Below are 24,258 nucleotides of genomic sequence, written 5' to 3' on the forward strand. Positions count from 1 at the left end.
TCCGCCGTTGATATGAGATAGGGGAGCGCCATGCGTCATCTTTTGTTTTCCGCGATCGCCATTGCCCTGGCCGGTGCTGCCGTCAGTCAGCCGGTACTGGCCCAGTCGAATGCGCCGGCCGAGATCATCGGTACCACCCAGTTGCCGCGCAGCGTGCGGCCTACGCATTACGACGTGGCGGTGACCCCGCACGTCGACGCACTGAGTTTCGACGGCAAGGTCACGGTAACGATCGATGTGCTGACGCCAACGGCCAGCATCACGCTCAATGCGATCGATCTGAAGTTTTCATCGGTCAGCCTGACACCCGTATCGGGCAAGGCCGGCTTTGGTGCGCCGAAGGTTGCCGTGAATGCGGATGCGCAGACGGCCACCTTTACCTTCGCCAAGCCGGTGCCGGTCGGCAGCTACCGCCTGAGCATGGATTACACCGGCAAGATCGATACGCAGGCTAACGGCTTGTTCGTGATCGATTACGACACCAAGGCTGGACACAAGCACGCCTTGTACACGCAGTTCGAGAACTCCGATGCACGCCGCTTTATCCCGAGCTGGGACGAGCCCGCCTACAAGGCCACCTTTACGCTGACGGCTACGGTGCCCACCGGTCAGATGGCCGTGAACAATATGCCGGTCGTGCAGAAAACCGATCTCGGTAACGGCCTGACCCGCGTGCAGTTCCAGCAGTCGCCGAAGATGTCGACCTATCTGCTGTTCTTCGGCACCGGCGACTTCGATCGCGTGACGACCAGCTCCGATGGCACCGAGATCGGCGTAATCACCCAGAAGGGGCTCTCCTCGCAGGCCGGTTTTGCGCTGGATTCGGCCAAGACCATCCTGCACGAATACAACGGGTATTTCGGCACGCCGTACCCGCTGCCCAAGCTGGACAACATCGCCTCGCCGGGCAGCAGCCAGTTCTTCGCTGCGATGGAGAACTGGGGCGCGATTTTCACTTTCGAATACGCCATGCTGCTGGATCCCTCGATCTCCACGCAGGCCGACAAGGAAGAAGTGTTCAGTGATGAGGCGCACGAGATGGCGCACCAGTGGTTCGGCGATCTGGTGACCATGCGCTGGTGGGATGACCTGTGGCTCAACGAAGGCTTCGCGTCATGGATGGCGACCCGCACCACCGAAAAGCTGCATCCGGAATGGCATGCCGAACTGGGTACGGTGGATATCCGTGAGACGGCGATGGCCCTCGATGCGGTGTCTACTTCGCACCCGATCGTGCAGCACGTGGAAACGGTGGAGCAGGCCAACCAGGCCTTCGACGCGATCACCTATTCCAAGGGCGAGTCGGTGATCCGCATGCTGGAGCAATACCTTGGTCCGGATGTGTGGCGTGATGGTGTGCGCCGCTATATCAAGGATCACGCGTATGGCAACACGGTTTCCGACGATCTGTGGAAGGCGATGGAAACGGTCACCGACAAGCCGGTGACCACGATCGCGCACGATTTCACCTTGCAGCCCGGCGTGCCGTTGATTCGCGTGGCGTCGGAGACCTGCAAGAACGGCAGCACCGCGCTCGAACTGACCCAGGGCCAATTCAGCAAGGGCGCCGCCAACCGCATGATGCGGCACTGGCATGTGCCGGTGATTGCGCAAGCTGTGGGCAGTGCACCCGCCAGCGCGCTGGTGAACGGCGATACTTCGCTGGTCGTGCCGGGTTGCGGGCCGGTGGTGGTGAATGCGGGGCAGAGCGGTTATTACCGTACGCTGTACAGTCCCGAGGCCTTCGCTGGGCTCAGTGCGAATTACGCCAGGCTCGCGCCGATCGACCAGCTCGGCTTGCTGGATGACACCTACGCCCTGGGCCTTGCCGGATTGGAGCCGGCGTCCTCGGTACTGGATTTGATCAAGGCAACGCCTGGCGACGCCAATCCGGTGTTGTGGGAAAACATCGCCGGCGTGCTTGGCAGCCTGAATCGCTATTACCGCGACGGTGATGCGGGGCAGGCCACCTTCCGCGCGTTCGCCATCGCCAGGCTGGAACCGGTCTTCAAGCAGATCGGCTGGGAAGCCAAGGCCGGCGAGCCGGCGACGGTGGCGATCCTGCGCGATCAGCTGATCGAAACACTTAGCGATCTGGGTGATCAGCATGTGATCGGGGAAGCACAGCGCCGTTACGCGGCGCAGGCCACGGATCCCTCGGCTGTGCCCGGTGCTTTGCGCAAGACCATCACCGCGGTGGTAGCCTACAACGCCGATGCGGCAAGCTGGAACCAATTGCGTGCGCGTGCGCAGACCGAGAAAACACCGCTGGTGAAGGACACCTTGTACGCCTTGCTGGCAACGGCCAAGGATGAAGCGCTTGCCAAGCGCGCGCTCGATCTGGCGTTGACTAACGAGCCGGGTGCCACCAACAGCTCGAACATGATCTCCACCGTGTCGCGCCTTCATCCCGAACTGGCCTTCGATTTTGCCGTGGCACATCGCGAACAGATGGATCAGTTGATCGATGCCACTTCGCGCAGCGAGTACTACCCGCGCCTGGTCGCCTACTCGCTGGATCCGGCAATGATCGAGAAAATGCGTGCGTTTGCGCAGGCTTATATAGCGCCCACGTCCCGCCGCGGCTCGGATACGGCGATTGCGAACATCCAGTATCGGACTGGGGTGCGCAAGGATCGTATTCCCGCGATCGACACCTGGTTGAAGAAGAACGGCTGAGGTTTGGCGATACCCCCTCTCCACGCGGGAGAGGGGGGCTTTGCCCGGTCCTGGCCCGTAAGAAACCGCGTGGTATGCTCCCGCGGACAGGCGTGGAACGCCTTAAAGGGGAGTCATTCAATGGGTCTGACCGTTTTTGTGGCCATCATCGTGTTGGCCGTTTTGTACGTGGTCTCCATCTACAACGGATTGGTGACCTCGCGTAACAGCTACAAGAATGCATTTGCGCAAATCGACGTGCAGCTCACGCGTCGCCACGACCTGATTCCCAACCTGGTGGAAGCCGCCAAGGCCTACCTCACTCACGAACACAGCACGCTCGAAGCGGTCATGCAGGCACGCAATGCGGCGGTCAGCGGCTTGGCCAATGCCAAGCGCAGTCCGGGCGACCCCCAGGTCATGCAGCAGTTGTCGTCGACTGAAGACAGTCTGACGCAAAGCCTTGGCCGTCTATTCGCAGTGAGCGAGTCCTATCCGGAGCTCAAGGCGAATCAGACGATAAGGCAGCTCTCCGAAGAGCTTACCTCCACGGAAAACCGGGTGGCGTTCGCACGCCAGGCCTATAACGATGCGGTGATGACCTATAACAACCGTTGCGAAGTCTTCCCTGGTTCGTTCATTGCCGGCAGCTTCAGCTTCACCGAGGCGCACCCGCTGCAGGTCGAAGACCAGGCAGTGCGCGAAGCGCCCAAGGTTTCCTTCGGCTAATCGATCGGGCTGCAAAGCTCGGATCGCGTCGATTCGCCGGGGGAAGGCGCCATGGATTTCTTTGCCAGACAGGCGCAGGTGCGCAGCAGCACGCGAGTACTCGTGGTGCTGTTTGCCCTGGCCGTTATCGCCATCGTGCTCGCGGTGGATGTTTCGGTGTTTGCGGTATTCGGCCATCCTTGGCTCAGGGCCGGTGATCTGGTGCGGTACCAGCACCGGCTGATCACGTGGACGACGCTGGCCATGTTGGTGCTGATCTTTGGCTGCGCGTTTTACCGCATCCACAGTCTTGCCGAAGGCGGCTCGGCAGTGGCCGAGGACGTGGGCGGGGTCCCCGTGCCGCCGGATGTCACCGATGCGAAGCTCAAGCGCTTGCGCAATGTGATCGAAGAAGTGGCCATCGCTTCCGGCATGCCGGTGCCCGATATCTACGTGATGCCACAGGAGGCGGGCATCAACGCGTTTGCCGCGGGTTATTCGGCCTCCGACGCGGCGATCTGCGTCACGCAGGGTTGTCTCGACCACCTCACACGTGACGAACTGCAAGGCGTGATTGCCCACGAATTCAGTCACGTACTCAACGGCGACATGCGGCTCAATATCCGCCTGATGGGCTTGCTGTTCGGCATCATGGCGATATCCGTGATCGGGCGGCAGTTCGCCTGGACCGATGACTATGAAGACCCTGAACGCGTGGCCGAGAAAAAAGTGATCGGCTACATGTTTGGCCTGGGTTTCATCATCATCGGGTCGATCGGTTATTTTTTCGGGCGCTTGATTCAGGCGGCGGTGGCACGTTCGCGTGAATCGCTGGCTGATGCGTCCGCGGTGCAATTTACGCGGCAAACGTCGGGTATCGCCGGCGCGCTGAAAAAAATGGCGGTGGTGCCTTGGGGCTCGCTACTGCGAGTCGGAAACCGGCATGAAGTCGCGCACATGATGTTTGGCGACGTGGATAAGTTCAATTCCTGGTTCGCCACTCATCCACCGCTCATGCAGCGCATACGGACCTTGGAGCCCTGGTTCCGCGAACAGCAGCTGTCGGAGCTGGAACGAAGCGTGAGTGGCGCTCTCGCGGAGGATGACGGCGTCGCTTCGGCTGACGTGGATGCTGTGGTGGAGAAGAAGGAATTGCCGCCGCTGGAATGGCCCGGTGATACCGATACAGCGACAGCTGTCGCGCCGGTGGCGGTCGTTGCCGCGGTGGCCGCGAATGCTCCCCCGCAAGAACGCTTCCAGCAAGTACGAACCGTGCAGCGGAGCATGCCGGCGAGCCTGACCACGGCAGCGCGCAAGCCTGAAACCGCACTTACCTTGGCGTTGGCCCTGGCCATGTCGGAGCACGAGGATTTGCGGCCGCGGCAACGGCGGTTTATCGCCAATGCGTTCGGCGATGATGTGCTGGGTGCCACCGACCAGCTGGTCGCCGACGAGCTGACCCTGACGGCGGCCCAGCGCATGCCGCTGATCGCTTTGTCGTTCCCGGCCTTGAAGCAGCTGCCACCGGGGCGCCTGGAAACGTTGCGCGAAACGCTGGATGCCATCGTCAGCGTCGATCCGCAGGTCGAACTCGACGACTATTGCCTGGTACGGCTACTGCGCATGTACCTGCGTGAGGCCGCCAAACCGCGCAGCGCGCCGGTGGAAGGTCAGAAGAAGCTGCCCGCATGCCGCGATAGCCTGTCGCTCGTCTGCGCGGTCGTGGCTGTCTACGGCAGCAATGACGATGCCTCGGCACGACGTGCGTGGCTGACGGCGATGGATCAGGCGTTCCCGGGGGCGACCTTCCAGTGGCAGATACTTCCGATGGAATGGCAGCCGAAGTTGGATAGTGCGCTGGATGATCTCGACAGGCTGCTGCCTGCGGCCAAGGAGATCGTGATTCAAAGCCTGCAGCGTGCGATTGAGGCAGATGGCGTGGTGACGCCAACCGAGAAGGAACTGTTGCGCGTCGTGTGCGCCAGCCTGCATTGCCCGGTTCCACACCAGACGTCTGCCTCGGTTTGAGCAGATGTTTCTACTTCATCAGCCTCAAGAGCCTTGCGAAAGCAGGGCTCCTTACGCCTGCTTGCGGGGCAGGGCTTTAATCCTGCGCGCTGTTTTTAACGACGAGCTTGATCAGATAAACCAGGAAGAAAACCGCGGCACTGGAAAGCAGATAAGTGGCCGCCGCTTTCGACAGCAGCTCGCGGGTTATTGTCATACCGAGCGTGAAGTGAAAGAAAAGCAGCGCCGATGCCGTCAAAAGCACCCACAAGGTCAGGAACATTTTTACAAGAAACGTGTTCCTGGCGGGACTTTTGTTCATGGGGGCTCCGAGGTATGTCCGCCGCGGACGTTGGCGGGGGGAATCGAGCGCAAACCTGCGCTAACGGTTCAAGGATCAGCCTGACAAGTTCTAAGACGTCCAGGGCAGCCCAAAACCTACCTTGCGCGATCAACCATGCCGTATGCCTTTGCGAATCACGGATGCCGCTTTGGACGGCAAAAAAAAGACCCCGCCATAAGCGGGGTCTTGCGTAGGCCTTGCTGGTAAGGCTTAAGCCTCGGCTTCTTCCTTGTAAGCGTCGATCGGAATACACGCGCACATCACGTTCTTGTCGCCGTAGACATTGTCCACGCGTGCCACCGGCGACCAGTACTTCTGCAAACGCAGGCTGGGCAGTGGGAAGGCGGCCAGTTCGCGCGGATAAGCATGCGTCCACTCCGTGCCGGTGACCATGGTGGCGGTGTGCGGCGCGTTCTTGAGCGGGTTGTCCTCGCGATCCAGGCGGCCGTCTTCGATGGCGCGGATTTCGTCGCGGATCTGGATCATCGCATCGATAAAACGATCCAGTTCGTGCAGCGATTCGCTCTCGGTCGGCTCCACCATCAAGGTGCCGGCTACCGGGAAACTCAGCGTCGGCGCATGGAAGCCGAAATCGATGAGGCGCTTGGCCACGTCTTCGGCGCTGATGCCGCTGCTGTCCTTCAGCGGGCGCAGATCAAGAATGCATTCGTGCGCCACCAGGCCGTTGCGGCCGGTGTAGAGCGTTTCGTAGTGAGGCGCTAGGCGCTTGGCGATGTAATTGGCGTTGAGCAGGGCCACTTGCGTGGCCTTGCGCAGGCCCTGCTGGCCCATCAGGGTGATGTACATCCAGCTGATCGGCAGGATGCTGGCGCTGCCGAACGGTGCCGCAGACACCATGCCACCGGCGCCCTTATGAGAAGTACGGCCATGGATGGCTGCTGTTTGATCTTCGTCGGCATGGATGCCGACATAAGTCTTGGGCAGGAAAGGGGCCAGGTGCGACTTCACTGCGCACGGACCCACGCCCGGGCCGCCGCCGCCGTGCGGGATGCAGAAGGTCTTGTGCAGGTTGAGGTGCGAGACGTCCGAACCCCACTTGCCGGGTTTGGCCACGCCGACCAGCGCATTCATGTTGGCGCCGTCGGTGTACACCTGGCCGCCATGCTGATGCACGATTTCGCAGATGCGCACCACGTCTTCCTCGAACACGCCGTGCGTGGAGGGGTAGGTGATCATCAGCGCGGCGAGGCGATCGGAGTATTTCTCGGCCTTGGCGCGGATGTCCTCGACATCGACGTTGCCGTTGCTATCGCACTTGGTGACCACCACGGTCATGCCGCACATCTGCGCCGAAGCCGGGTTGGTGCCGTGCGCAGACTCGGGAATCAGGCAGATATCGCGATGGTCTTCGCCGCGCGAACGGTGATACGCGCGAATCGCCAGCAGGCCGGCATATTCGCCCTGCGCGCCGGAGTTCGGCTGCAGGCTGACGGCGTCATAGCCGGTGCACTCCACCAGCATGGCTTCCAGTTCGTCGATCAGCTGCTTGTAGCCCTGGGTCTGATCGGCCGGCGCCAGCGGATGGATCTGGCCGAACTCGGGCCACGTCACCGGAATCATTTCGGCGGTGGCGTTGAGCTTCATGGTGCAGCTGCCCAGCGGGATCATGGTGCGATCCATCGCCAGGTCCTTGTCGGCCAGCGAGCGCATATAGCGCAACAGTTCGTGCTCGCTGTGATGCGTGTTGAATACCGGATGCTGCAGGAACGGCGTTTTGCGCAGCAGCGTGGCGGGCAGGGCGTTCGGGGTGTTGGCATCGACTTCGTCGATATCGCCCAGATCGGCGCCGAACAGTTCGGCCAGTGCCAGCACGTCAGCGCGGGTGGTGGTTTCGTCCAGGCTGATGCCCACGGCCTGGCCATGGATCTGGCGCAGGTTGAGACCCTTGCTTACCGCTTTGGCGTGGATAGCGTCAGCATCGACGTTGGTGATGTGCAGGGTATCGAAGAAATCGCTGCCCACCGTCATACCGGCGCTACGCAGCGCAGCGGCAAGAATCGCGGTGAGGCGATGCGTGCGGCGCGCAATGCGCTCCAGCCCCTCCGGGCCGTGGTACACGGCGTACATGCTGGCCATCACCGCCAGCAGCACCTGTGCGGTACAGATGTTGGAAGTCGCCTTTTCGCGGCGGATATGCTGCTCGCGCGTCTGCAAGGTCAGGCGATAAGCCGGCTTGCCTTCCGCGTCCACCGACACGCCGATCAGGCGGCCCGGCATGGAGCGCTTGTAGGCATCGCGGCAGGCGAGATACGCAGCGTGCGGGCCGCCAAAGCCGAACGGCACACCGAAACGCTGGGTGTTGCCGATCACGATGTCCGCGCCCCAGGAGCCGGGCGAGGCGATCACGGTCAGCGCGAGCAGGTCGGTCGCCACAGCGACGACACCGCCGCGGGCATGGACTGCATCGGCGACGGCGCTGTAGTCGTGAATCTGGCCGTAGGTGTTGGGGTATTGCAGCAGCACGCCGAAGCTGTCGACGCTGGAAGCTTCCGCCGCGTCGCCGATGTGCAGCTCGATGCCCACGCCATCAGCGCGGGTATGCAGCACTTCCAGCGTCTGCGGATGCACGTCGTTGGCGACAAAGAACACATTGGACTTGGACTTGGCCGAGCGCTTGGCCAGCGTCATCGCTTCGCCCGCGGCGGTGGCTTCGTCCAGCAGCGAGGCATTGGAGATGTCCATGCCGGTGAGATCGGCCACCATGGTCTGGAAGTTGATCAGCGCTTCCATGCGGCCTTGCGAGATCTCCGCCTGATATGGCGTATACGCCGTGTACCAGGCCGGGTTCTCGAGAATGTTGCGCAGGATGACGTTCGGCGTGAGCGTGCTGTAGTAACCCTGACCGATGAAGTTCTTGAGCACCTTGTTCTTGCGCGCGATGGTGCGGATCTTCGCCAGCGCTTCTTCTTCGGTCATGCTGGGCGACAGCGCCAAGGGCTGTTGCGATTTGATCTGGCCCGGCACGATGGCGTCGGTCATCGCTTCCAGCGAACCGTGGCCGATCACGTGCAGCATCTGCGCGATCTCGGCATCGTTCGGGCCGATGTGGCGCTCGATAAAGGCGTGGTGGTGCTCGAGTTCGCGTAGCGATGGGGTGTTGTTCTGACTCATGGCAAGGGCGTCCGAAAAACGCGTGCAGGCCGCACGCGGGGCGCCCCTCTGTCCTTTTGCCTGAGAGTTTGGAAGCGGCGGCTTGCGCCTGTGCTTCGTGCCCCTTCGGCGCCGGATTCAACCGGTCTCTCCAGAGTCTTGGTCCACGGCGGTATGGGGCCTGAGCGATTACGGGCGTTGCGCCTTCGGCAGCGGGTTTGGCCCGCTTCTCCCACCATGTACATCAAGGCGCGAATTATACCTCGCGCCACGCTGTATGGCGCCCTCTTCCTTGCGGGGGAAGAGGGCAGTCCCGCCTTGAAATTTCCACGGAGCGCACAACCGTGGGGACATGTTTCACACCGCAACAATCCCTGTCACCAGCGTGCCCCTGAGCCCGCCCCTCCATCCGGGAGCGGTAGCCGCCATCGGCGAGAGTCAACATCATGAACAAACCGCCCTTCCGCATTGAACAGCTCGATCATGTGGTACTGCGCGTCTACGACGTTCCCAGCATGCTGGCGTTCTATTGCGATGTGCTGGGCTGCACCGTGGAGCGCAGGCAGGATGAGATCGGCCTGGTCCAACTGCGCGCTGGCCACTCCCTGATCGACCTGGTCGGCATCGACGGCAAGCCGGGCCGTCAGGGTGGCGCCGGCCCGGGCACGCAAGGGCACAACATGGACCATCTGTGCCTGAGTGTGGACGGGTATGACGAGGCGGCGATCGTCACCCATCTGAAAGCGCATGGCGTGCATGTCGGCGAGATCGGCAGCCGCTATGGCGCCGGAGGCGAGGGGCCCTCTATTTATCTCTTTGATCCGCAAGGCAACATGGTCGAGTTGAAAGGGCCGCCGACGCACTGATGGCGCACGGGTGAGATTTGCTCAGCGGTATAGAGCCGTGGGCGTTTCGAGCTGGCGCTTGAAAAAGCATGTGTCATTAGTCACGAATTTAACTTTTGCGGTATTTGACTCGTTATAATGGGCATTCCCCAGGACGCTTATGTGCAACCGCCGAGCAGGCGAACTCGACGCATAGGCGTGTGCAGTCCCACGAACGATTCCCCCTCGGCATTCGTGTCGGACTTCACGACGGCTTTTTGCTTTTCGTTGTTGTGAACACGCGGATCCCGCGCCCATACGCATGATGTGTGCGTCAGGCCGATCCGGGCTGTTCCTGGTGCGAGCAAGGAGTTTGAGGATTCACCGGCTTCCCCACCGGCGAATTCATTAACGGCGAATGTATTCGCGATGTTGTCCACGACGCGTTGAAGCTCGCGCTTCAACGCGCACGGGCACGCGCGGCCATCACGACCGGAAAGGTTCCGCGCTGCCGAGGCGCTCTCTCTGCCATGGAATAGACAGGCGCTTCTTCAATGCGTTGCGAACGGCGATGGATATGGCCGCGCAAGCTTGTCGTTTGAGGGTGTCGTTGTGTGTGAATCGGAAGGTTCAATGCGGGCGTTCGATGGCGATCAGACCATGGATGCCGCTGCCATATCGGATCAGGAAGTGGGTGCACTCCTGAGTAATTTGCCTACGGCCCACGGGCCCAAGGTCGTGCAGTCCGTTGAGGCGTCCAGCCTGGGCAATCGCCTGCGGGCCTGGAAGCGTCGCCTGCGTGATCCGGCCAAGCGCGCGCGGCGCGCGGCGCGCGTGACGCGCCACATACGTTTTGTGTATTTCGCCCACGTCGATGATGACAGCCTGTTCGGCGAATACCACCACGAACTGGTGACCGTTGAAGTGTTGCTGGATCGCGTGCTCGCGGCACGCGGCGCCGGCATGAAGGCGATCCACCCCAGCCTGCCGGGCGATGCGGAAGAGCGGCTTTTCAGCCGTCCTCCGCGTGGCAGTTTTTATCAAGTGACGCCGGAATACATTCGCTGGTACGGACGCGATGGCGTGCGTCGCACGACCCCGATGGTACGCGAGGAACTCGCCATCGAGCTGATGGGTGAATACGCATACACCTATGCCGATGCGATGGACGTTGCCACCAACCACTCCGGCTCGCTGACGCGCGATGACCAGACGTGGTTGCTGACCAGATCCAAGGCGCCGATTTCGTGCCGACCGCTGCATGCCACTGAATTCCGGCAACTGGTGAAAGCCATCGAAGCGGCTTACGACGTTCCGCGTGGCGATACGAATGTGATCAGTGCCAACCGGGATATCGCCCAACGCGCGGCTGCACTGCTCGGCGCCGTGCTGGACGAATACATGGAAGCGCCATTCACCACACCGGAACTTGCGCAGGCATTTACCGATTTCCACAGCGCCCATTTGCAGCGCGTGGCAGCGGCATCCCGCCTGGTGGGTTTGTTGCCGATGCCGATTACCGGTGTGTTGGGCTGGTTTTCTGCAAAGCGAGCGCGCATCTATGCGGAAGTGCAGGCACGGTTGGCTGCGCGCTGACTGTCTTGCACCGTCATTCCGGCTTTCACCGAAATGACGGTATGGCAAGGATGGCCTGACGGCTAAAGCGCAATGGGCTTTTCGCCGGCCGCTTTGAGCTTGTCATTAAGCGCAGACAGATCGTGCTGCTTCATATGCTCCCAATCGCCAAGCGTGGCGGTCAGTGTCTGCGATAGCGTTGCGTAAGCCGTCCGCGCATCCGGACTGGGATCGGCGTCGGCGTCGTCGACCGCACTAAGCAACTTGCTCAGATTGGTCGACAGAGCGCGCAGACTGTCGGTACGACGCGGTGGCGCGCCGACGGTATCACGTGGATCGGGATGCAGCGGCATACCGGAAAGATCGGTGGTCTGTGCGATCAGGGCGCCGATCTGGTCGTGCAGCGCGCCGTTGGCATACGCCTGCCGTTCGTCCAGCGCTTGCAGCAGCGCTTCGGCTTCCGCCCCAGCCTTGGATGCTTGTGCCGATGCGGTTTCCACCTTGCGAGCGAGTTCGAATTCACGCTGCATGGCCAGCACGGACACGGTGACGCGCGGATCCGGCTTGACGATCAGCGGTTGCCGATAGCTGTGCCCGTTGACGCTAAGCTCGATGGTGTAGGTGCCGGGAGGCGCCCATACGCCATCCTTCGAATGCTTGCCGGTTTCGCCTTGCGATGCATAGCGAAGATTCCAGACAAAACGATGCATGCCCGGCGTCGTGAACAGTGGCGTGGGAATCGGCACCCACTCCGGGGCAAATTCAAGTTTGGCTGGATCCAGCATCGGCGGTTTGTCATCGCTGCTAAAGCGGCGTACCTGGTTGTTCTGTGCATCCAATATCGTCAGCGTGACAGGGCCTTTCACATGTTCCGGTAACACGTAGTCGATCATGGCGCCATCGGGTGGATTGGCGGCTATGGGTTCGTCTTTCGGCATCGGCGTGCCGGTGAAAGCGGCGTGGCGCACGCGGATCGCATCCGCCGGCTTGAACAGCGTCACCTGGGTGGCGCTCACACCGTCCATTTGGCGCAGAGCCGTCATGTCGTCCATGATCCAGAAGCCACGGCCATGGGTGGCGATGACGAGGTCATCCTGATGCACATCGATATCGCGCACCGATGTCGACGGCAGGTTCTGCTGCAGCGATTGCCAGTGCGCGCCATCGTCGAAGGAGACATACACGCCTTTTTCGGTGCCGGCGTAGAGCAAGCCCTTACGGGCGGGATCTTCGCGCACCACGTTGACAAAGCAGTCGGAGGGGATGCCGCTATCGATGCGTGTCCAGTTCTTGCCGGCGTCGGTGGTGCGGTAGATATAGGGCGCATCGTCGTCCAGGCGATGACGATCGATGGCGAGATAAGCCACATCTGGACTGAAGTGCGACAGCTCGATGCCGCCGACTTTTGACCATGGCGTCAGCGCCGCCGGTGTCACGTTGTCCCAGTGCGCACCTTCATCGTCGGTACGCCACACCAGGCCATCGTCCGTGCCCACCCACAAGGTTTGTGCGATGAGCGGGGAGGGCGCGATGGTGTAGATCACGCCGCGACGCTTGTCGACATGATCGTCGTCGGCGGCGGTCGGGGCGTCGAGATTGGCGGGTACGCCTGCATCGGGGCGGGTGAGGTCGGGGCTGATCGGCTTCCAGTGATCGCCGCCATCGTCAGTTTGGAACAGACGCTGGTTGGCGAAATACAACACCTTGGTATTGCGCTTGGAGAACGCCAGCGGCAGCGTCCACGCCGCGCGGTAATGCACGGCAGGATAGGCCAGGGTGGGGTCGATACTGCGCACTTGTTCCGTGCGTGTGTCGAGCTTGTCGACGCGGCCGCCGTAGACGATATCGGGATCGTCCGGATCGGGGGCGATCATGTCGCTTTCGCCGCCGGGCGCGATCTCGTGGAATTGCGCCATGGTGATGCCGTCGCTGCCGCCGCGGCTGGGCAGCGCCACCGCGCCGGAGTCCTGCTGCGCGCCATACACCCAGTATGGGAAGCGGTTGTCGGTGCTGACGTGGTAGATCTGTGCAGTGGGCTGGTTGTACCAACTACTCCAGGTGGTGCCTCCATTGAGCGTGATCAGCGTGCCTTGATCCACGCCGAGAATCTGCCGGTTCGGGTTGGTCGGGTCGATCCACATTTCGTGGAAGTCATCGCCCGTGGGGTCGCCTTTCAGCGCAATGAACTGTTGGCCGCCATTGTCCGAGCGCAGCACGATCGTGTTCATCACATAGACGCGGTCAGCGTTCTTCGGATCGACGGCGAGGCGGTTGAAATACCAGCCGCGCTGCCAGATGCGCTGATCGTCGGTGGTGTGCTTCCAATGCACGCCGGCGTCATCGGAGCGGTAGAGTCCGCCTTCGCCATCCGGTGCATCAACCAGCGCATAAAGGCGATCAGGCTGGCTGAGTGCCGCCGCCAGCCCAATCCGTCCGGGGTGAGCCGGGAACCCGTTGCCCTGGATCTGCGTCCAGTGCGAACCGCCATCGTGCGACACATACAAGCCACTGCCCGGTCCGTTGGAGGGCGGATAAACGCTCCATGGTGGACGGCGGGTTTGCCACAGCGCGGCATAGATCGTATTCGGGTCGTTGGGCTTGAAAGCAAGATCGATGGCGCCGGTGTTGTTGTCCTTGAACAACACTTTTTCCCAGTGCTGACCACCATCGGTGGAGCGGAAGACACCTCGTTCGGCATTCGGGCCGTAGGCATGGCCCAGCGCGGCTACGAACACCACGTCGGGATTGCGCGGATCGACCAGAATGCGCCCGATCTGGCGGCTGTCTTCCAGGCCGATATGACTCCAATGCTTGCCGGCGTCGGTCGATTTGTACATGCCATCGCCGTGCGCGATGTCCGAGCGCATATCTGCTTCGCCGCTGCCCACATAGATGGTATCCGGCCGTGACGGCGCCAGCGCGAGCGCGCCGATCGATCCCACATGCTCGTCGTCGAAGATGGGCTGCCAGGTGCGGCCTGTGTCATTGGTTTTCCACACGCCGCCATCAACCGCGCCGAAATAGAAATGCCGGTCATCGCCGGGAATGCCGCTGACCGCCAGTACGCGACCGCCGCGGAATGGGCCGATCAGGCGCCAATGCAGCGCTTGGAACAAGGAAGGATCGACGGTTGCGTGCGCGACAAGCGCAACGGTCATCCCAAACGAGAATAAGGCGAGGCGGCGCAGGTGCACGGGGCAAGTCTCATGCGGGAAAGAAGGTTTCTCCCTCTCCCCGGCCGGGGAGGGCGAGTTGCTGGCGCACTGTAACGCGACAGGCCGGCGATCCGGACGGTAAACCGATGGCATATAGCCAAGCGTGCGACCATGCGCGATAACACAAGGCTACCCGCCGTCACCTGGATACCGCATGTTGCCGTTGCGCCGCGCTGTCTTGCCGTTGGCTGTGTTGATGTCGTTGACTTCGGTCCCGTCCGCCTTCGCGCAGGACGATGCCAGTCAAAGCCAGGGGCTTAATCAAAGCCAGGGCGCCAAGAAAGCCACCAATCTAGAGGCGGTGAACGTGATCGCCAACGATTGGCGGAAATATCTCAAAGCCAAGTTGATGTACCAGATGCCGGAGGTGGACGGTCCCAAGATCACCGTCACCAAGAAAACCACGGTGACACATCTGGACAACCAACCCACGGTGATCGGCAATAATCTCAACCAGGTCTTCGCGCGTACGCCGGGCGTGCTTGTTTCCGAGCAGCCGACACCGACGCAATTCAACTTCAGCTATCGCGGTATCGGCAATCCGCAGGAATCGGAATTCGTGCTGGTGATGCAGGACGGTATTCCGCTGGAAGGCGACTGGATCGGTTTTCCCACGCTGTATGCGTTCCCGATGACGCAAAGCCTGGCGGACGTACAGCTGATCCGTGGCGGCTCCAGCTTGATGTACGGACCCGAACCTGAGCCGGTGATCAATCTCGTGTCCAAGCGGCCCGCTCCCGGCACGCCGCTGACGGTGAGCACCGAGAACGTGGTCGGCGAGCATGGTCTGCTTTCCAACTACAACGTGATCGAGCGCAATCAGGGAGCATGGGCATTCCGCGCCGACGCCGGCTACGTGCATAGCGATGGCACGCGCGCGGACGATGGCTCGCAAAATCGCCAAACCGATCTGTACCTGGCCTACAAGCCGGACGAGCATCAGCAATGGTGGATCGATTTTCATGCCATCAGCACGGTATCCGGCAATCCAGGATTGCTGAGTTACACGCAATGGCAGCAGGATCCGCGCACCGTCACCACGCCGTATAACCGCAACTGGGTCAATCGCGATCAGCTGGTGCTGGGCCATACGCGTGATCTGGGCCATAACTGGTCGCTGGAAGCCAAGTTGTGGTTCACCTACCAGGATCTGGTCAGCCGTACGGCGAATGCGCAACTGCCCGGACAACCGCCGCCGAGCAGTACCACGCTGCAGGACGAGGCCTTCCGCACTTACGGTACGGATATTCGTCTGCGCAAGAACTGGGGGCAGGGCAATGCCTTCACCGTAGGCACGGTGCTGTACCACGGCAATGATCCATTCCGGCAATGGAGCAGCCCGGATCTAATGGTGGCGCGCGACGATCACAGTGGTACACAGATCCTCAATGAGAATCGAAATTCGCAGTACGAATCGCTGTTCGCCGAGAACGTCTTCCGTTTGCCGCATCGCATCCACTTCGTGCCTTCGGTGCGCCTGGAGAACGAGCGCATCGCCGTGGATGAAACCGTGCGCCCACCGTTCCTGTCGCGCCCGCTGATCAACGAAGCTGACAGCCGTCATCTGCCGCTGTTCGGTCTCGGGCTGGGCAATGATTTCGGCCACGGCAATGAAACCTATTTCAACGTATCGCAGGGCTGGCGCCCGCTACGCTATTTTGATATTGCCTCACCCTTCAGTAACCTGCTGCCGGGTCACGCCGCGCAACTGTCCAAATCGGTGTCGTGGGAAGCCGGTGTACACGGCGCGCCGGTAACCGGCTTGTATTACGACGTGAGCGTATTCTGGGTTGATTTCAAGAATCGCCTGGAAACGGAGTACATCAATGAGATCGACACGATCGAGGTGAACACTGGCGACACGCGCAGCCGAGGTCTGGAAGCACAGCTCGATTACGATTTCTTCGCGCCGACCCAATGGGCCACGCAAGGGCAGCATCTGGAAGCGTTCTTCAACGCCAGCCTGCTCAACGCCCGCTACACCGCTAGCAGTATCCCGGGGCAGGTGGGCAAGACGCCGGCCTTTTCGCCCGACTATCTGCTGAAAACCGGTATCACCTGGCGCAATGAGCGGGTCAAGCTGAGCCTCACCGCGGTGTCATCGGCGGCGCAGTACTGGCAGGATTCCGATCAATCCTACGGCAGCGGCGAAACCTTCATGCCGGCGCGCATTCCAGCCTATACGGTGGTGGATCTTGCCTCGGACTGGCAGTTGAACCATTCGCTGCGCTTGCTGGCGGGCATCAGCAATCTCGGCAATCGCCATTACTTCGATCGCGTTTGGGACAACGGCTTGGAGCCGGCGTTTGGCCGGACTTGGTATACGGGTTTTGCGTTGACTTACTGATTTTTGAACATCGCTCCGCTCTCCCGAAGGGAGAGCAAGTAAGTCAGCTTCACTTTTACGCGGGGGTCATCATGTCGACACGCGCCTTAGTTCGTTCTCTTTCCGTCATGGCCGGTATGTGGCTGCTTGCCAGCGCTGTGCCACTGCATGCGGATGCGCCGCCGCCGGCCGGCGTGGGCGCCGCGTTCGAATGGCGTTTGGTCGGCCCTTACCGCGGCGGCTGGGCCACCATGGCGGCGGGTGATCCCTCCCGGCCCGATACGTTCTACATAGGCACCGCCGGTGGCGGTGTGTGGAAAACCAACGATGCTGGCCGCACCTGGCAGCCGACCTTCGATGCCATGTTCGCCGCGCCGATCGGTGCCATCGCCGTTGCGCCGTCCGACCCGAACGTGATCTACGCTGGCTCGGGCCAGGTTGCCGCGCGTTATGACGTGGCCGCCGGCAACGGCATGTATCGCTCCGATGACGGGGGCAAGAGCTGGAAACACATCGGGCTGATCGAAAGTAAACATATCGGGCGCATTTTGGTCGATCCGGACGACGCCAACACCCTGCTGGTCGGCGTGCTCGGCCATTACTTCGGCCCGAACAGGGAGCGCGGTGTCTACCGATCCACTGATGGCGGCAAAACCTGGACGCAAACCTTGTTCATCGACGCCGATACCGGTGTGGTGGATCTGGCAGCAGATCCGGCCGATCCACAGACCGTCTACGCCGCGGCGTGGCAGGTGCGCAATTATCCGTGGCTCTCGTATTTCGAGCCGAACGCGGGACCGGGTAGCGGGCTGTACAAATCCACCGACGGTGGCCGCAGTTGGAAGCGAGTCAGCGGCAGCGGATGGCCTGACGGTACGCTGGCGCGTATCGGTATTGCCACGGCCAGCGGCCATCGCGTGTATGCGGTGGTGAACTCCGCCAAACCCAGCAAGGACAGTGGCCTGTATCGCTCCGACGATGGCGGCGCGACCTGGCAGGCGGTAAGTCATGAATCGTGGCTGCCGAACGATTACTTCAGCCGGCTCACGGTCGATCCGAATAATCGTGACCGTCTCTATTCCGCCGGACAGTCGATCCGGCGTTCTGAGGATGGCGGCAAGCATTGGGAAATTTTCAAGGGTGCGCCGGGTGGCGACGACTACCATTTCCTGTGGATCGATCCACGCGACTCGCAACGTATGATCGCGGCAAGCGATCAGGGCGCCGTGGTTACCGTCGACGGTGGCGTTACCTGGAGCAGTTGGTACAACCAGCCGACGGGTCAGTTCTATCACCTTGCCACCGACAACCAGTTTCCGTATTGGATCTATTCCGGTCAGCAGGATTCAGGCACGGTCGGCATTGCCAGCCGCAGCGATTACGGCGCCATTTCCTACCGCGATTGGCGTCCTGTGGGTGGTGACGAGCGCGATTACGATATTCCGTACCCGAACGATGCCGACATCGTATTCGGCTCGGGTCTCGGCGGACGCGTATCGCGCTGGGACCGCCGCACGGGCGTGGTACAGAACGTCGCGCCTTGGCCGGTGAGCAGCTACGGACAGCGTCCCACCGATTTCAAATACCACTACACCTGGATTACGCCGATCGCTTTCTCGGCGAAACCGCCTTACGCGCTGTATCTGGGCGCGCAAGTGCTTTTTCGCACCACGGATCAAGGGCAGCATTGGGATGTCATCAGTCCCGACCTCAGTGCGAAGAAGGCTGGCGCCACGGGGTGCGAGGGCAATCCCTCGGCGCAGCAGGCGCGCGATTGCGGTTATGGCGTGATTTACAGCATTGCGCCATCGCCTTGGACGAACGACGAAATCTGGATCGGCACCGACGACGGCGCTGTCCGGCTTACGCTTGATGGCGGCAAGAATTGGCAGGACGTCACGCCGAAGGATCTGCCCCATTGGGGCATCGTCAGCTCGCTCGACGTGTCTACGTTGCACGCAGGCACCGCCTATGCCGCCGTCGACAATCACCGGCAGGATGATTTTCGGCCGCACGTATGGCGCACGCATGATTACGGTAAAACCTGGACGGATATTTCCGCGGGTTTGCCAGAAGACGATTTCGTAAGCGTCGTGCGTGCCGATACGCAGCGCGAAGGTCTGCTGTTTGCCGGCACCGATCGCGGGATATTCGTATCGTTGGATGATGGCGCGCATTGGCAATCGCTGCAGCGTAACCTGCCCACAGCATGGGTGCGCGATCTGACGATACACGGCGATGATCTGATCGCCGGCACCCAGGGTCGCGCGATCTGGATTCTCGACGACATTACTCCCTTGCGTCAGGCTGGCGTCGATGCCGCGCGCAGAACTATGCTCTTTACACCAGCCAGCGCCATCCGCGTGCGCGCCAACGAAAACCGGGACACGCCGCTGCCGCCGGATGAGCCGCTCGGCAAGAATCCACCCGCCGGCGCCATCATCGACTACCAATTGGCGAACGCCGCCAAAGGACCGGTGACGTTGGATATTCTCGACAGCAGCGGCAAGCTGGTGCGCCACTTCTCCAGCGCGGACAAGCCCGAAGTTCTGCCCGCCGAACGCTATTTCCAGAAAGGCTGGCTCGGTTCGCCGCAAACATTGGGCACCAGTGCGGGCGCACATCGTTTCGTATGGAATCTGCGTTACCCGCGTCCGCAGGCCTTGCTCTACGGTTACAGCATCGCTGCTACCTGGGATTCCGATACGCCGTTGACGCCGGAAGGCCCGTTGGTATTGCCGGGCAGGTACGACGTCGTGCTGACTGTCGATGGAAAGTCTTATCGCGCACCGTTGAATGTGGCGACGGACCCGCGCGTGACGCTCGACCAGCAGACGTTGGCTGCGGGGCTGGCCTTCTCGCAGGAAGTCGGCATTGCTTTGCAGCAGGTGTGGCAAACCCACGGTGAGGTGGACGCCGTGCGTGATCAGCTCGATCAAGCGGAGGAGAAGCTCGGCAGCGATGCCGCGCATCAATCACTGCGCGAAGCTATCGACGCGTTCCGCAAGCAAACCGATCCGCTCGTATCCGGGGACGGCGAAATGTCCACCAACTTGGAAGCCATGAACGACGCGCTCACCGCCATCGCCACCGATATGGAAGGTGCCGACCGCGCCCCGACGGACGGGCAGCGGCAGGCCTTTGACGAGTACAAGTCCAATCTGGACAAGGCCATCGCACAATGGCAATCGATGCGTGGCAAGGATCTGCCGGCGCTCAACGCCCGGCTGCATGTGGCGGGGATGAAAGCGATCACGGTACCGGCGGCGAATCAGATTCACGCCGAAGCGCCGGTCGATTCAGACGATGTGCCCTGATCAGCCATTGAGAAGCGGCGGTGGGGCGGTTCTAGCACCGCGAATTCAGCTCGCCAGGTGCTGGATTCGTCAAAGCCGAGTTCGGCCATGCGCCGGACTCGGCAAGTTGAGCAAGTACGGAACAGCACTTTCTTGTCATTCACCAAATCCACATAGCGCATCTCGCTGTCATATTTCCTCTGACATATTGCACCGCACGATCGCGCGGCCGGTCATGCCGGCGTTTTTGACAATGCAAAAAACGCATGCGCAGGCGCAGTTAGCATCACCTCATGCGGCATGTCAGCGGTCTCATGCTGCGAAGCGGTAAGAGATGATGATTGAAATCACCGGCTCTGCCGTTTTTAGGCTAGAGTCGTGTGCATCACCAACATGATCAGTTTGTTGTCCCGCGTTTAGATAAGGGGAGACGAGCATGACTGTCGTGCCTGAAGCTGTAACGGCGTCCGGGGGAAGATCGCCGGGATTGTTGGCAAGGGAACGCATCATTGCTGGGCCGCGCTTCAATCGCTGGCTGGTCCCGCCTGCGGCTTTGGCCATCCATTTGTGTATCGGCATGGCCTATGGTTTTTCGGTGTTCTGGCTACCGATGAGCAAACTGGTACCCGGTGCGTCCAGTTGCGAAAGCATCGGCTTTTTCGCGCAGCTTTTCGCTACCTCGTGCAACTGGACCGTGCCGGCGGTCACGCACATTTTCGAAACCTTCATCGCCATGCTTGGCATTTCGGCCGCCATCTGGGGCGGCTGGCTGGAGCATGCCGGTCCGCGTAAAGCCGGCTTTATAGCGGCTTTGTGCTGGGGTGGGGGGCTGATCATCGGCGGTATCGGTGTGTCGATGCATCAGTTGTGGCTGACCTTTCTGGGGTGTGGCGTGCTCGGCGGCGTAGGACAGGGATTGGGCTATATCACGCCGGTATCGACCTTGATCAAGTGGTTTCCGGACCGTCGTGGCCTGGCGACCGGCTTTGCGATCATGGGCTACGGTGGCGGGGCGATGATCGGCGCACCGATTGCGGTGGCGCTGATGGCGCGCTTCGCTCAAGGCGAGATACTCGGCGTGGCCAGCACGCTGATGGTGATGGGCGTTCTGTACTTCATTGCCATGTCGGCCGGCGCTTTCGGCTTCCGGGTCCCGCCGAAAGGCTGGACGCCAACCGGCTGGACCGCGCCGTCGACCGCCAGCAGCCTGATTACCCGCAACCATGTCCATCTGAATCGCGCCTGGAAAACGCCGCAGTTCTGGATGATCTGGATTGTGCTGTGCATGAACGTGACGGCGGGTATCGGCGTGATTTCGATGGCCAGCCCGATGTTTCAGGAAGTGTTTGGCGGGAAGCTGCTCGGGCTGGCGTCCGCGACGGCGCTCACTGCCGCACAGAAAGCGGCGATTGCCGCGTCGGCAGCCGGACTGGTGGGATTGATCAGCCTGTTCAACAGCCTGGGGCGCATTTTCTGGGCATCCAGTTCGGACTTCCTCGGCCGCAAGAACACCTACATCGTGTTCTTCGTGCTCGGCATCCTGTTGTATTGCAGCCTGCCGACGCTTGGGCATATGGGATTGGCCGGCATGTTTGTGATTGCGGTGTGCATCATCATCTCCATGTACGGCGGCGGCTTCGCCACGGTGCCTGCTTACCTGGCCGACGTTTTCGGTACACAAATGGTCGGTGCGATTCATGGGCGGTTGCTGACGGCATGGTCGGTGGCGGGTATTGCCGGGCCGTTCCTGATCGCCGCCGTGCGCCAGGCGCAGCTCGATGCCGGTGTGGCGAAGAACCTGGTTTATGACCGCACGCTGTACATCCTGGCCGGTTTGCTGCTGATCGGCCTGATCGCCAACTTGCTGGTCAAGCCGGTCAAGGAAGAGCACCATATGACCGATGAGGAGCTTGAGCGCGAACGCTCACTTCAGCATGAAGCCTCTCACCTTGCAGCCAATGCCGGCCAGGCCGCGCGCGGCGGTTTCGGCGTGGTGGGCATTGTCGTCTGGGCGCTGGTGGGCATTCCCTTCCTGATCGGTGTGTGGATTGCGCTCAGCAAGGCCGCCGTGCTGTTTTGAGGTTGATGTCAGCCATGAAACCCGCCAGGAACGTCGCCACATTGCCGCCGATCGACGACGCGCTGCGTGATGCCGTGCTGGCAGTCACCACCCGGCTGAAAGATCAGCCGGGTGCGCTGCTGCCGGTCTTGCACGGTATCCAGGCGGCGGTGGGTTATGTGCCCGAGGATGCGGTGCCACTGATTGCGCGCGAGATGAATCTGTCGCGTGCGGATGTGCATGGCGTGGTGTCGTTCTATCACTTCTTCCGTACACGCCCGGTCGGCAAGCGGGTGATTTATCTGTGCCGCGCTGAATCCTGCCAGGCAATGGGCGCAACCAAGCTTGAGCAGCATGTGAAGCATCGCCTGGGCGTGGCTTTTCACGAAACAACCGCAGATGGCGAATACACGCTCGAACCGGTTTACTGTCTGGGCAATTGCGCCTGTTCGCCGGCCATGATGGTGGACGATGCATTGATGGGACGCGTCACGCCCGCAAGTTTCGACGCGTGGCTGGAGTCGGAGACGACATGAGCATCACCGTCTATGTACCCCGTGATGCCAGCGCGCTCTCGCTGGGTGCCGAAGCCGTGGCCCAAGCCATCGAAGCGGAAGCCGCGGTACGCAAGCTGGATGTACACATCGTGCGTAACGGTTCACGCGGGTTGTATTGGCTGGAGCCGATGGTGGAAGTGCAGACGGCCAACGGGCGCGTGGCTTACGGTCCGGTGCATGCGGGTGATGTTTCCGCCTTGTTCGATGCCGACTTTCTGCATGGCGGCGCGGATGTACTGGCGTTGGGTCCCACCGAAGACATTCCGTGGTTGAAGAGTCAGCAGCGTCTTACCTTTGCGCGTGTCGGTGTAGTGGATCCACGAAGCCTGGACGATTACCGCGCGCACGGTGGCTATCGCGGGTTGGAAGCGGCGTTGCAGATGGAATCTATAGCGATCGTGCAGGCGGTCACCGATGCCGGACTGCGCGGCCGGGGTGGTGCGGCGTTTCCTGCCGGCATCAAATGGAAAACCTGTCTGGATGCTCGCGCGGACCAGAAGTACATCGTGTGCAATGCCGACGAAGGCGATTCCGGCACGTTCGCCGATCGCATGGTGATGGAAGGCGATCCCTTCGTGCTGATCGAGGGCATGACCATCGCCGGACTCGCGGTCGGCGCCACGCAGGGCTATATCTATCTGCGCATCGAATACCCGCATGCACAGCGTGCGCTCGAAGCCGCCATCGAAGCGGCCCAGGCCGGCGGTTATCTCGGTGCCAATATCTGCGGCAGCGGCAAGCGCTTCCAGCTGGAAGTGCGCATGGCCGCCGGTGCGTACATCTGCGGCGAGGAGACATCGCTGCTGGAAAGTCTGGAAGGCAAGCGCGGGCAGGTGCGATTCAAACCGCCGCTACCGGCTATCGAGGGCTTGTTCGGCAAGCCGACAGTGATCAACAACGTGATCACGCTGGCGAGTGTGCCGATCATCCTCGAGCGTGGCGCGGCGTTCTATCGCGACTACGGCAGTGGCCGTTCACGCGGCACCCTGCCGCTGCAACTGGCGGGCAACGTCAAGCGGCCAGGATTGGTGGAGCGCGCGTTCGGCCTGAGCCTGCACGAGCTGATCGAAGACTACGGTGGCGGCACGGCCAGCGGTCGTCCGGTACGTGCGGTGCAGGTGGGCGGTCCGTTGGGTGCTTACATTCCGGTGTCTCGACTCGACACGCCGATCGACTACGAGGCGTTCGCTGCCATCGGCGGCATGGTCGGTCACGGTGGCGTGGTGGTGTTCGACGATACCGTCGACATGGCTGCACAGGCGCGTTTTGCGATGGAGTTTTGCGCCATCGAATCGTGCGGCAAGTGTACGCCCTGTCGCATCGGTTCGACGCGTGGTGTGGAAGTGATTGATCGCATTCTGGCCGGCGATGCGGCCGAGCGTGAGCGCAACGAGGTGCTGCTGCGTGATCTGTGCCAGACCATGCTGGCCGGTTCGCTGTGCGCGCTGGGTGGCATGGCGCCGTTCCCGGTGCTGAGCGCGATCGATCATTTCCATGAAGATTTTGAGCGAGCGCCGGCTTTCGACCCTCTGCCCCATTAGGGAGAGGGTAGGGTGAAGGAGCCTTCACCGTGTCGGTT

The 24,258-nt window shown here is 61.5% G+C and carries 13 protein-coding genes and 2 riboswitches; of the genes, 10 read left to right on the forward strand and 3 right to left on the reverse strand.

Annotation, left to right across the window (positions count from 1 at the left end; genetic code table 11):
- Positions 1 to 30 precede the first annotated feature (30 nt).
- From ISP19_RS19305 to ISP19_RS19315, 3 genes are all read left to right on the forward strand, one after another.
- Positions 31 to 2,679, forward strand: a complete 2,649-nt coding sequence (locus tag ISP19_RS19305; protein WP_204684042.1) for a M1 family metallopeptidase — start codon at positions 31 to 33, stop codon at positions 2,677 to 2,679.
- A 120-nt stretch (positions 2,680 to 2,799) separates the two neighbouring features.
- Complete coding sequence (locus ISP19_RS19310; protein ID WP_204684043.1) at positions 2,800 to 3,387, forward strand: LemA family protein; 588 nt, start codon at positions 2,800 to 2,802, stop codon at positions 3,385 to 3,387.
- 51 nt (positions 3,388 to 3,438) lie between these two features.
- On the forward strand, positions 3,439 to 5,394 hold the full coding sequence (locus ISP19_RS19315) for a M48 family metallopeptidase (protein WP_204684044.1): 1,956 nt from the start codon (positions 3,439 to 3,441) through the stop codon (positions 5,392 to 5,394).
- A gap of 76 nt (positions 5,395 to 5,470) precedes the next feature.
- Here the strand turns inward: ISP19_RS19315 and ISP19_RS19320 are convergent, their stop codons facing one another.
- Together ISP19_RS19320 and gcvP are read right to left on the reverse strand one after the other, a co-directional pair.
- The gene (locus tag ISP19_RS19320) at positions 5,471 to 5,695 is read right to left on the reverse strand and encodes a hypothetical protein (protein ID WP_204684045.1); all 225 of its coding nucleotides are present in this window, start codon (positions 5,693 to 5,695) and stop codon (positions 5,471 to 5,473) included.
- Between the two features lie 231 nt (positions 5,696 to 5,926).
- Complete coding sequence (gene gcvP, locus ISP19_RS19325; RefSeq protein ID WP_204684046.1) at positions 5,927 to 8,848, reverse strand: aminomethyl-transferring glycine dehydrogenase; 2,922 nt, start codon at positions 8,846 to 8,848, stop codon at positions 5,927 to 5,929.
- 46 nt (positions 8,849 to 8,894) lie between these two features.
- Positions 8,895 to 8,984: riboswitch (glycine riboswitch) on the reverse strand.
- Positions 8,985 to 8,987: 3 nt separating this feature from the next.
- A riboswitch (glycine riboswitch) is annotated at positions 8,988 to 9,072 on the reverse strand.
- A gap of 201 nt (positions 9,073 to 9,273) precedes the next feature.
- Here gcvP and ISP19_RS19330 point away from each other — a divergent pair.
- On the forward strand, positions 9,274 to 9,693 hold the full coding sequence (locus ISP19_RS19330) for a VOC family protein (RefSeq protein ID WP_204684047.1): 420 nt from the start codon (positions 9,274 to 9,276) through the stop codon (positions 9,691 to 9,693).
- 591 nt (positions 9,694 to 10,284) lie between these two features.
- Positions 10,285 to 11,247, forward strand: coding sequence for a hypothetical protein (locus tag ISP19_RS19335; protein ID WP_204684048.1), 963 nt, complete (start codon positions 10,285 to 10,287; stop codon positions 11,245 to 11,247).
- 62 nt (positions 11,248 to 11,309) lie between these two features.
- Here the strand turns inward: ISP19_RS19335 and ISP19_RS19340 are convergent, their stop codons facing one another.
- Positions 11,310 to 14,384, reverse strand: a complete 3,075-nt coding sequence (locus ISP19_RS19340) for a WD40/YVTN/BNR-like repeat-containing protein (protein ID WP_239556950.1) — start codon at positions 14,382 to 14,384, stop codon at positions 11,310 to 11,312.
- A 211-nt stretch (positions 14,385 to 14,595) separates the two neighbouring features.
- Between ISP19_RS19340 and ISP19_RS19345 the strand changes: the two genes are divergently transcribed.
- The 5 genes from ISP19_RS19345 (at position 14,596) to ISP19_RS19365 (ending at position 24,220) form a co-directional block, all read left to right on the forward strand.
- Positions 14,596 to 16,788 carry a TonB-dependent receptor family protein gene (locus tag ISP19_RS19345; RefSeq protein WP_204684050.1) on the forward strand — a complete coding sequence of 731 codons (2,193 nt, stop codon included), beginning with the start codon at positions 14,596 to 14,598 and terminating at the stop codon, positions 16,786 to 16,788.
- Between the two features lie 71 nt (positions 16,789 to 16,859).
- Positions 16,860 to 20,084: a VPS10 domain-containing protein gene (locus ISP19_RS19350; protein WP_204684051.1), complete on the forward strand. Its 3,225-nt coding sequence runs from the start codon at positions 16,860 to 16,862 to the stop codon at positions 20,082 to 20,084.
- 415 nt (positions 20,085 to 20,499) lie between these two features.
- On the forward strand, positions 20,500 to 22,143 hold the full coding sequence (locus ISP19_RS19355; protein ID WP_204684052.1) for an OFA family MFS transporter: 1,644 nt from the start codon (positions 20,500 to 20,502) through the stop codon (positions 22,141 to 22,143).
- A gap of 14 nt (positions 22,144 to 22,157) precedes the next feature.
- Positions 22,158 to 22,658 (forward strand): formate dehydrogenase subunit gamma, encoded by a 501-nt coding sequence (locus tag ISP19_RS19360; protein ID WP_239556951.1) that lies wholly within the window; start codon positions 22,158 to 22,160, stop codon positions 22,656 to 22,658.
- Entirely contained in the window at positions 22,655 to 24,220 is a 1,566-nt protein-coding gene (locus tag ISP19_RS19365; protein WP_204684054.1) for a formate dehydrogenase beta subunit, read from the forward strand. Before ISP19_RS19360 ends, ISP19_RS19365 begins: the two co-directional genes overlap by 4 nt.
- The last annotated feature ends 38 nt before the right edge of the window (positions 24,221 to 24,258 follow it).

This window comes from Dyella flava (genome assembly GCF_016904955.1).
Classification (GTDB): Bacteria; Pseudomonadota; Gammaproteobacteria; order Xanthomonadales; family Rhodanobacteraceae; genus Dyella_B; species Dyella_B flava.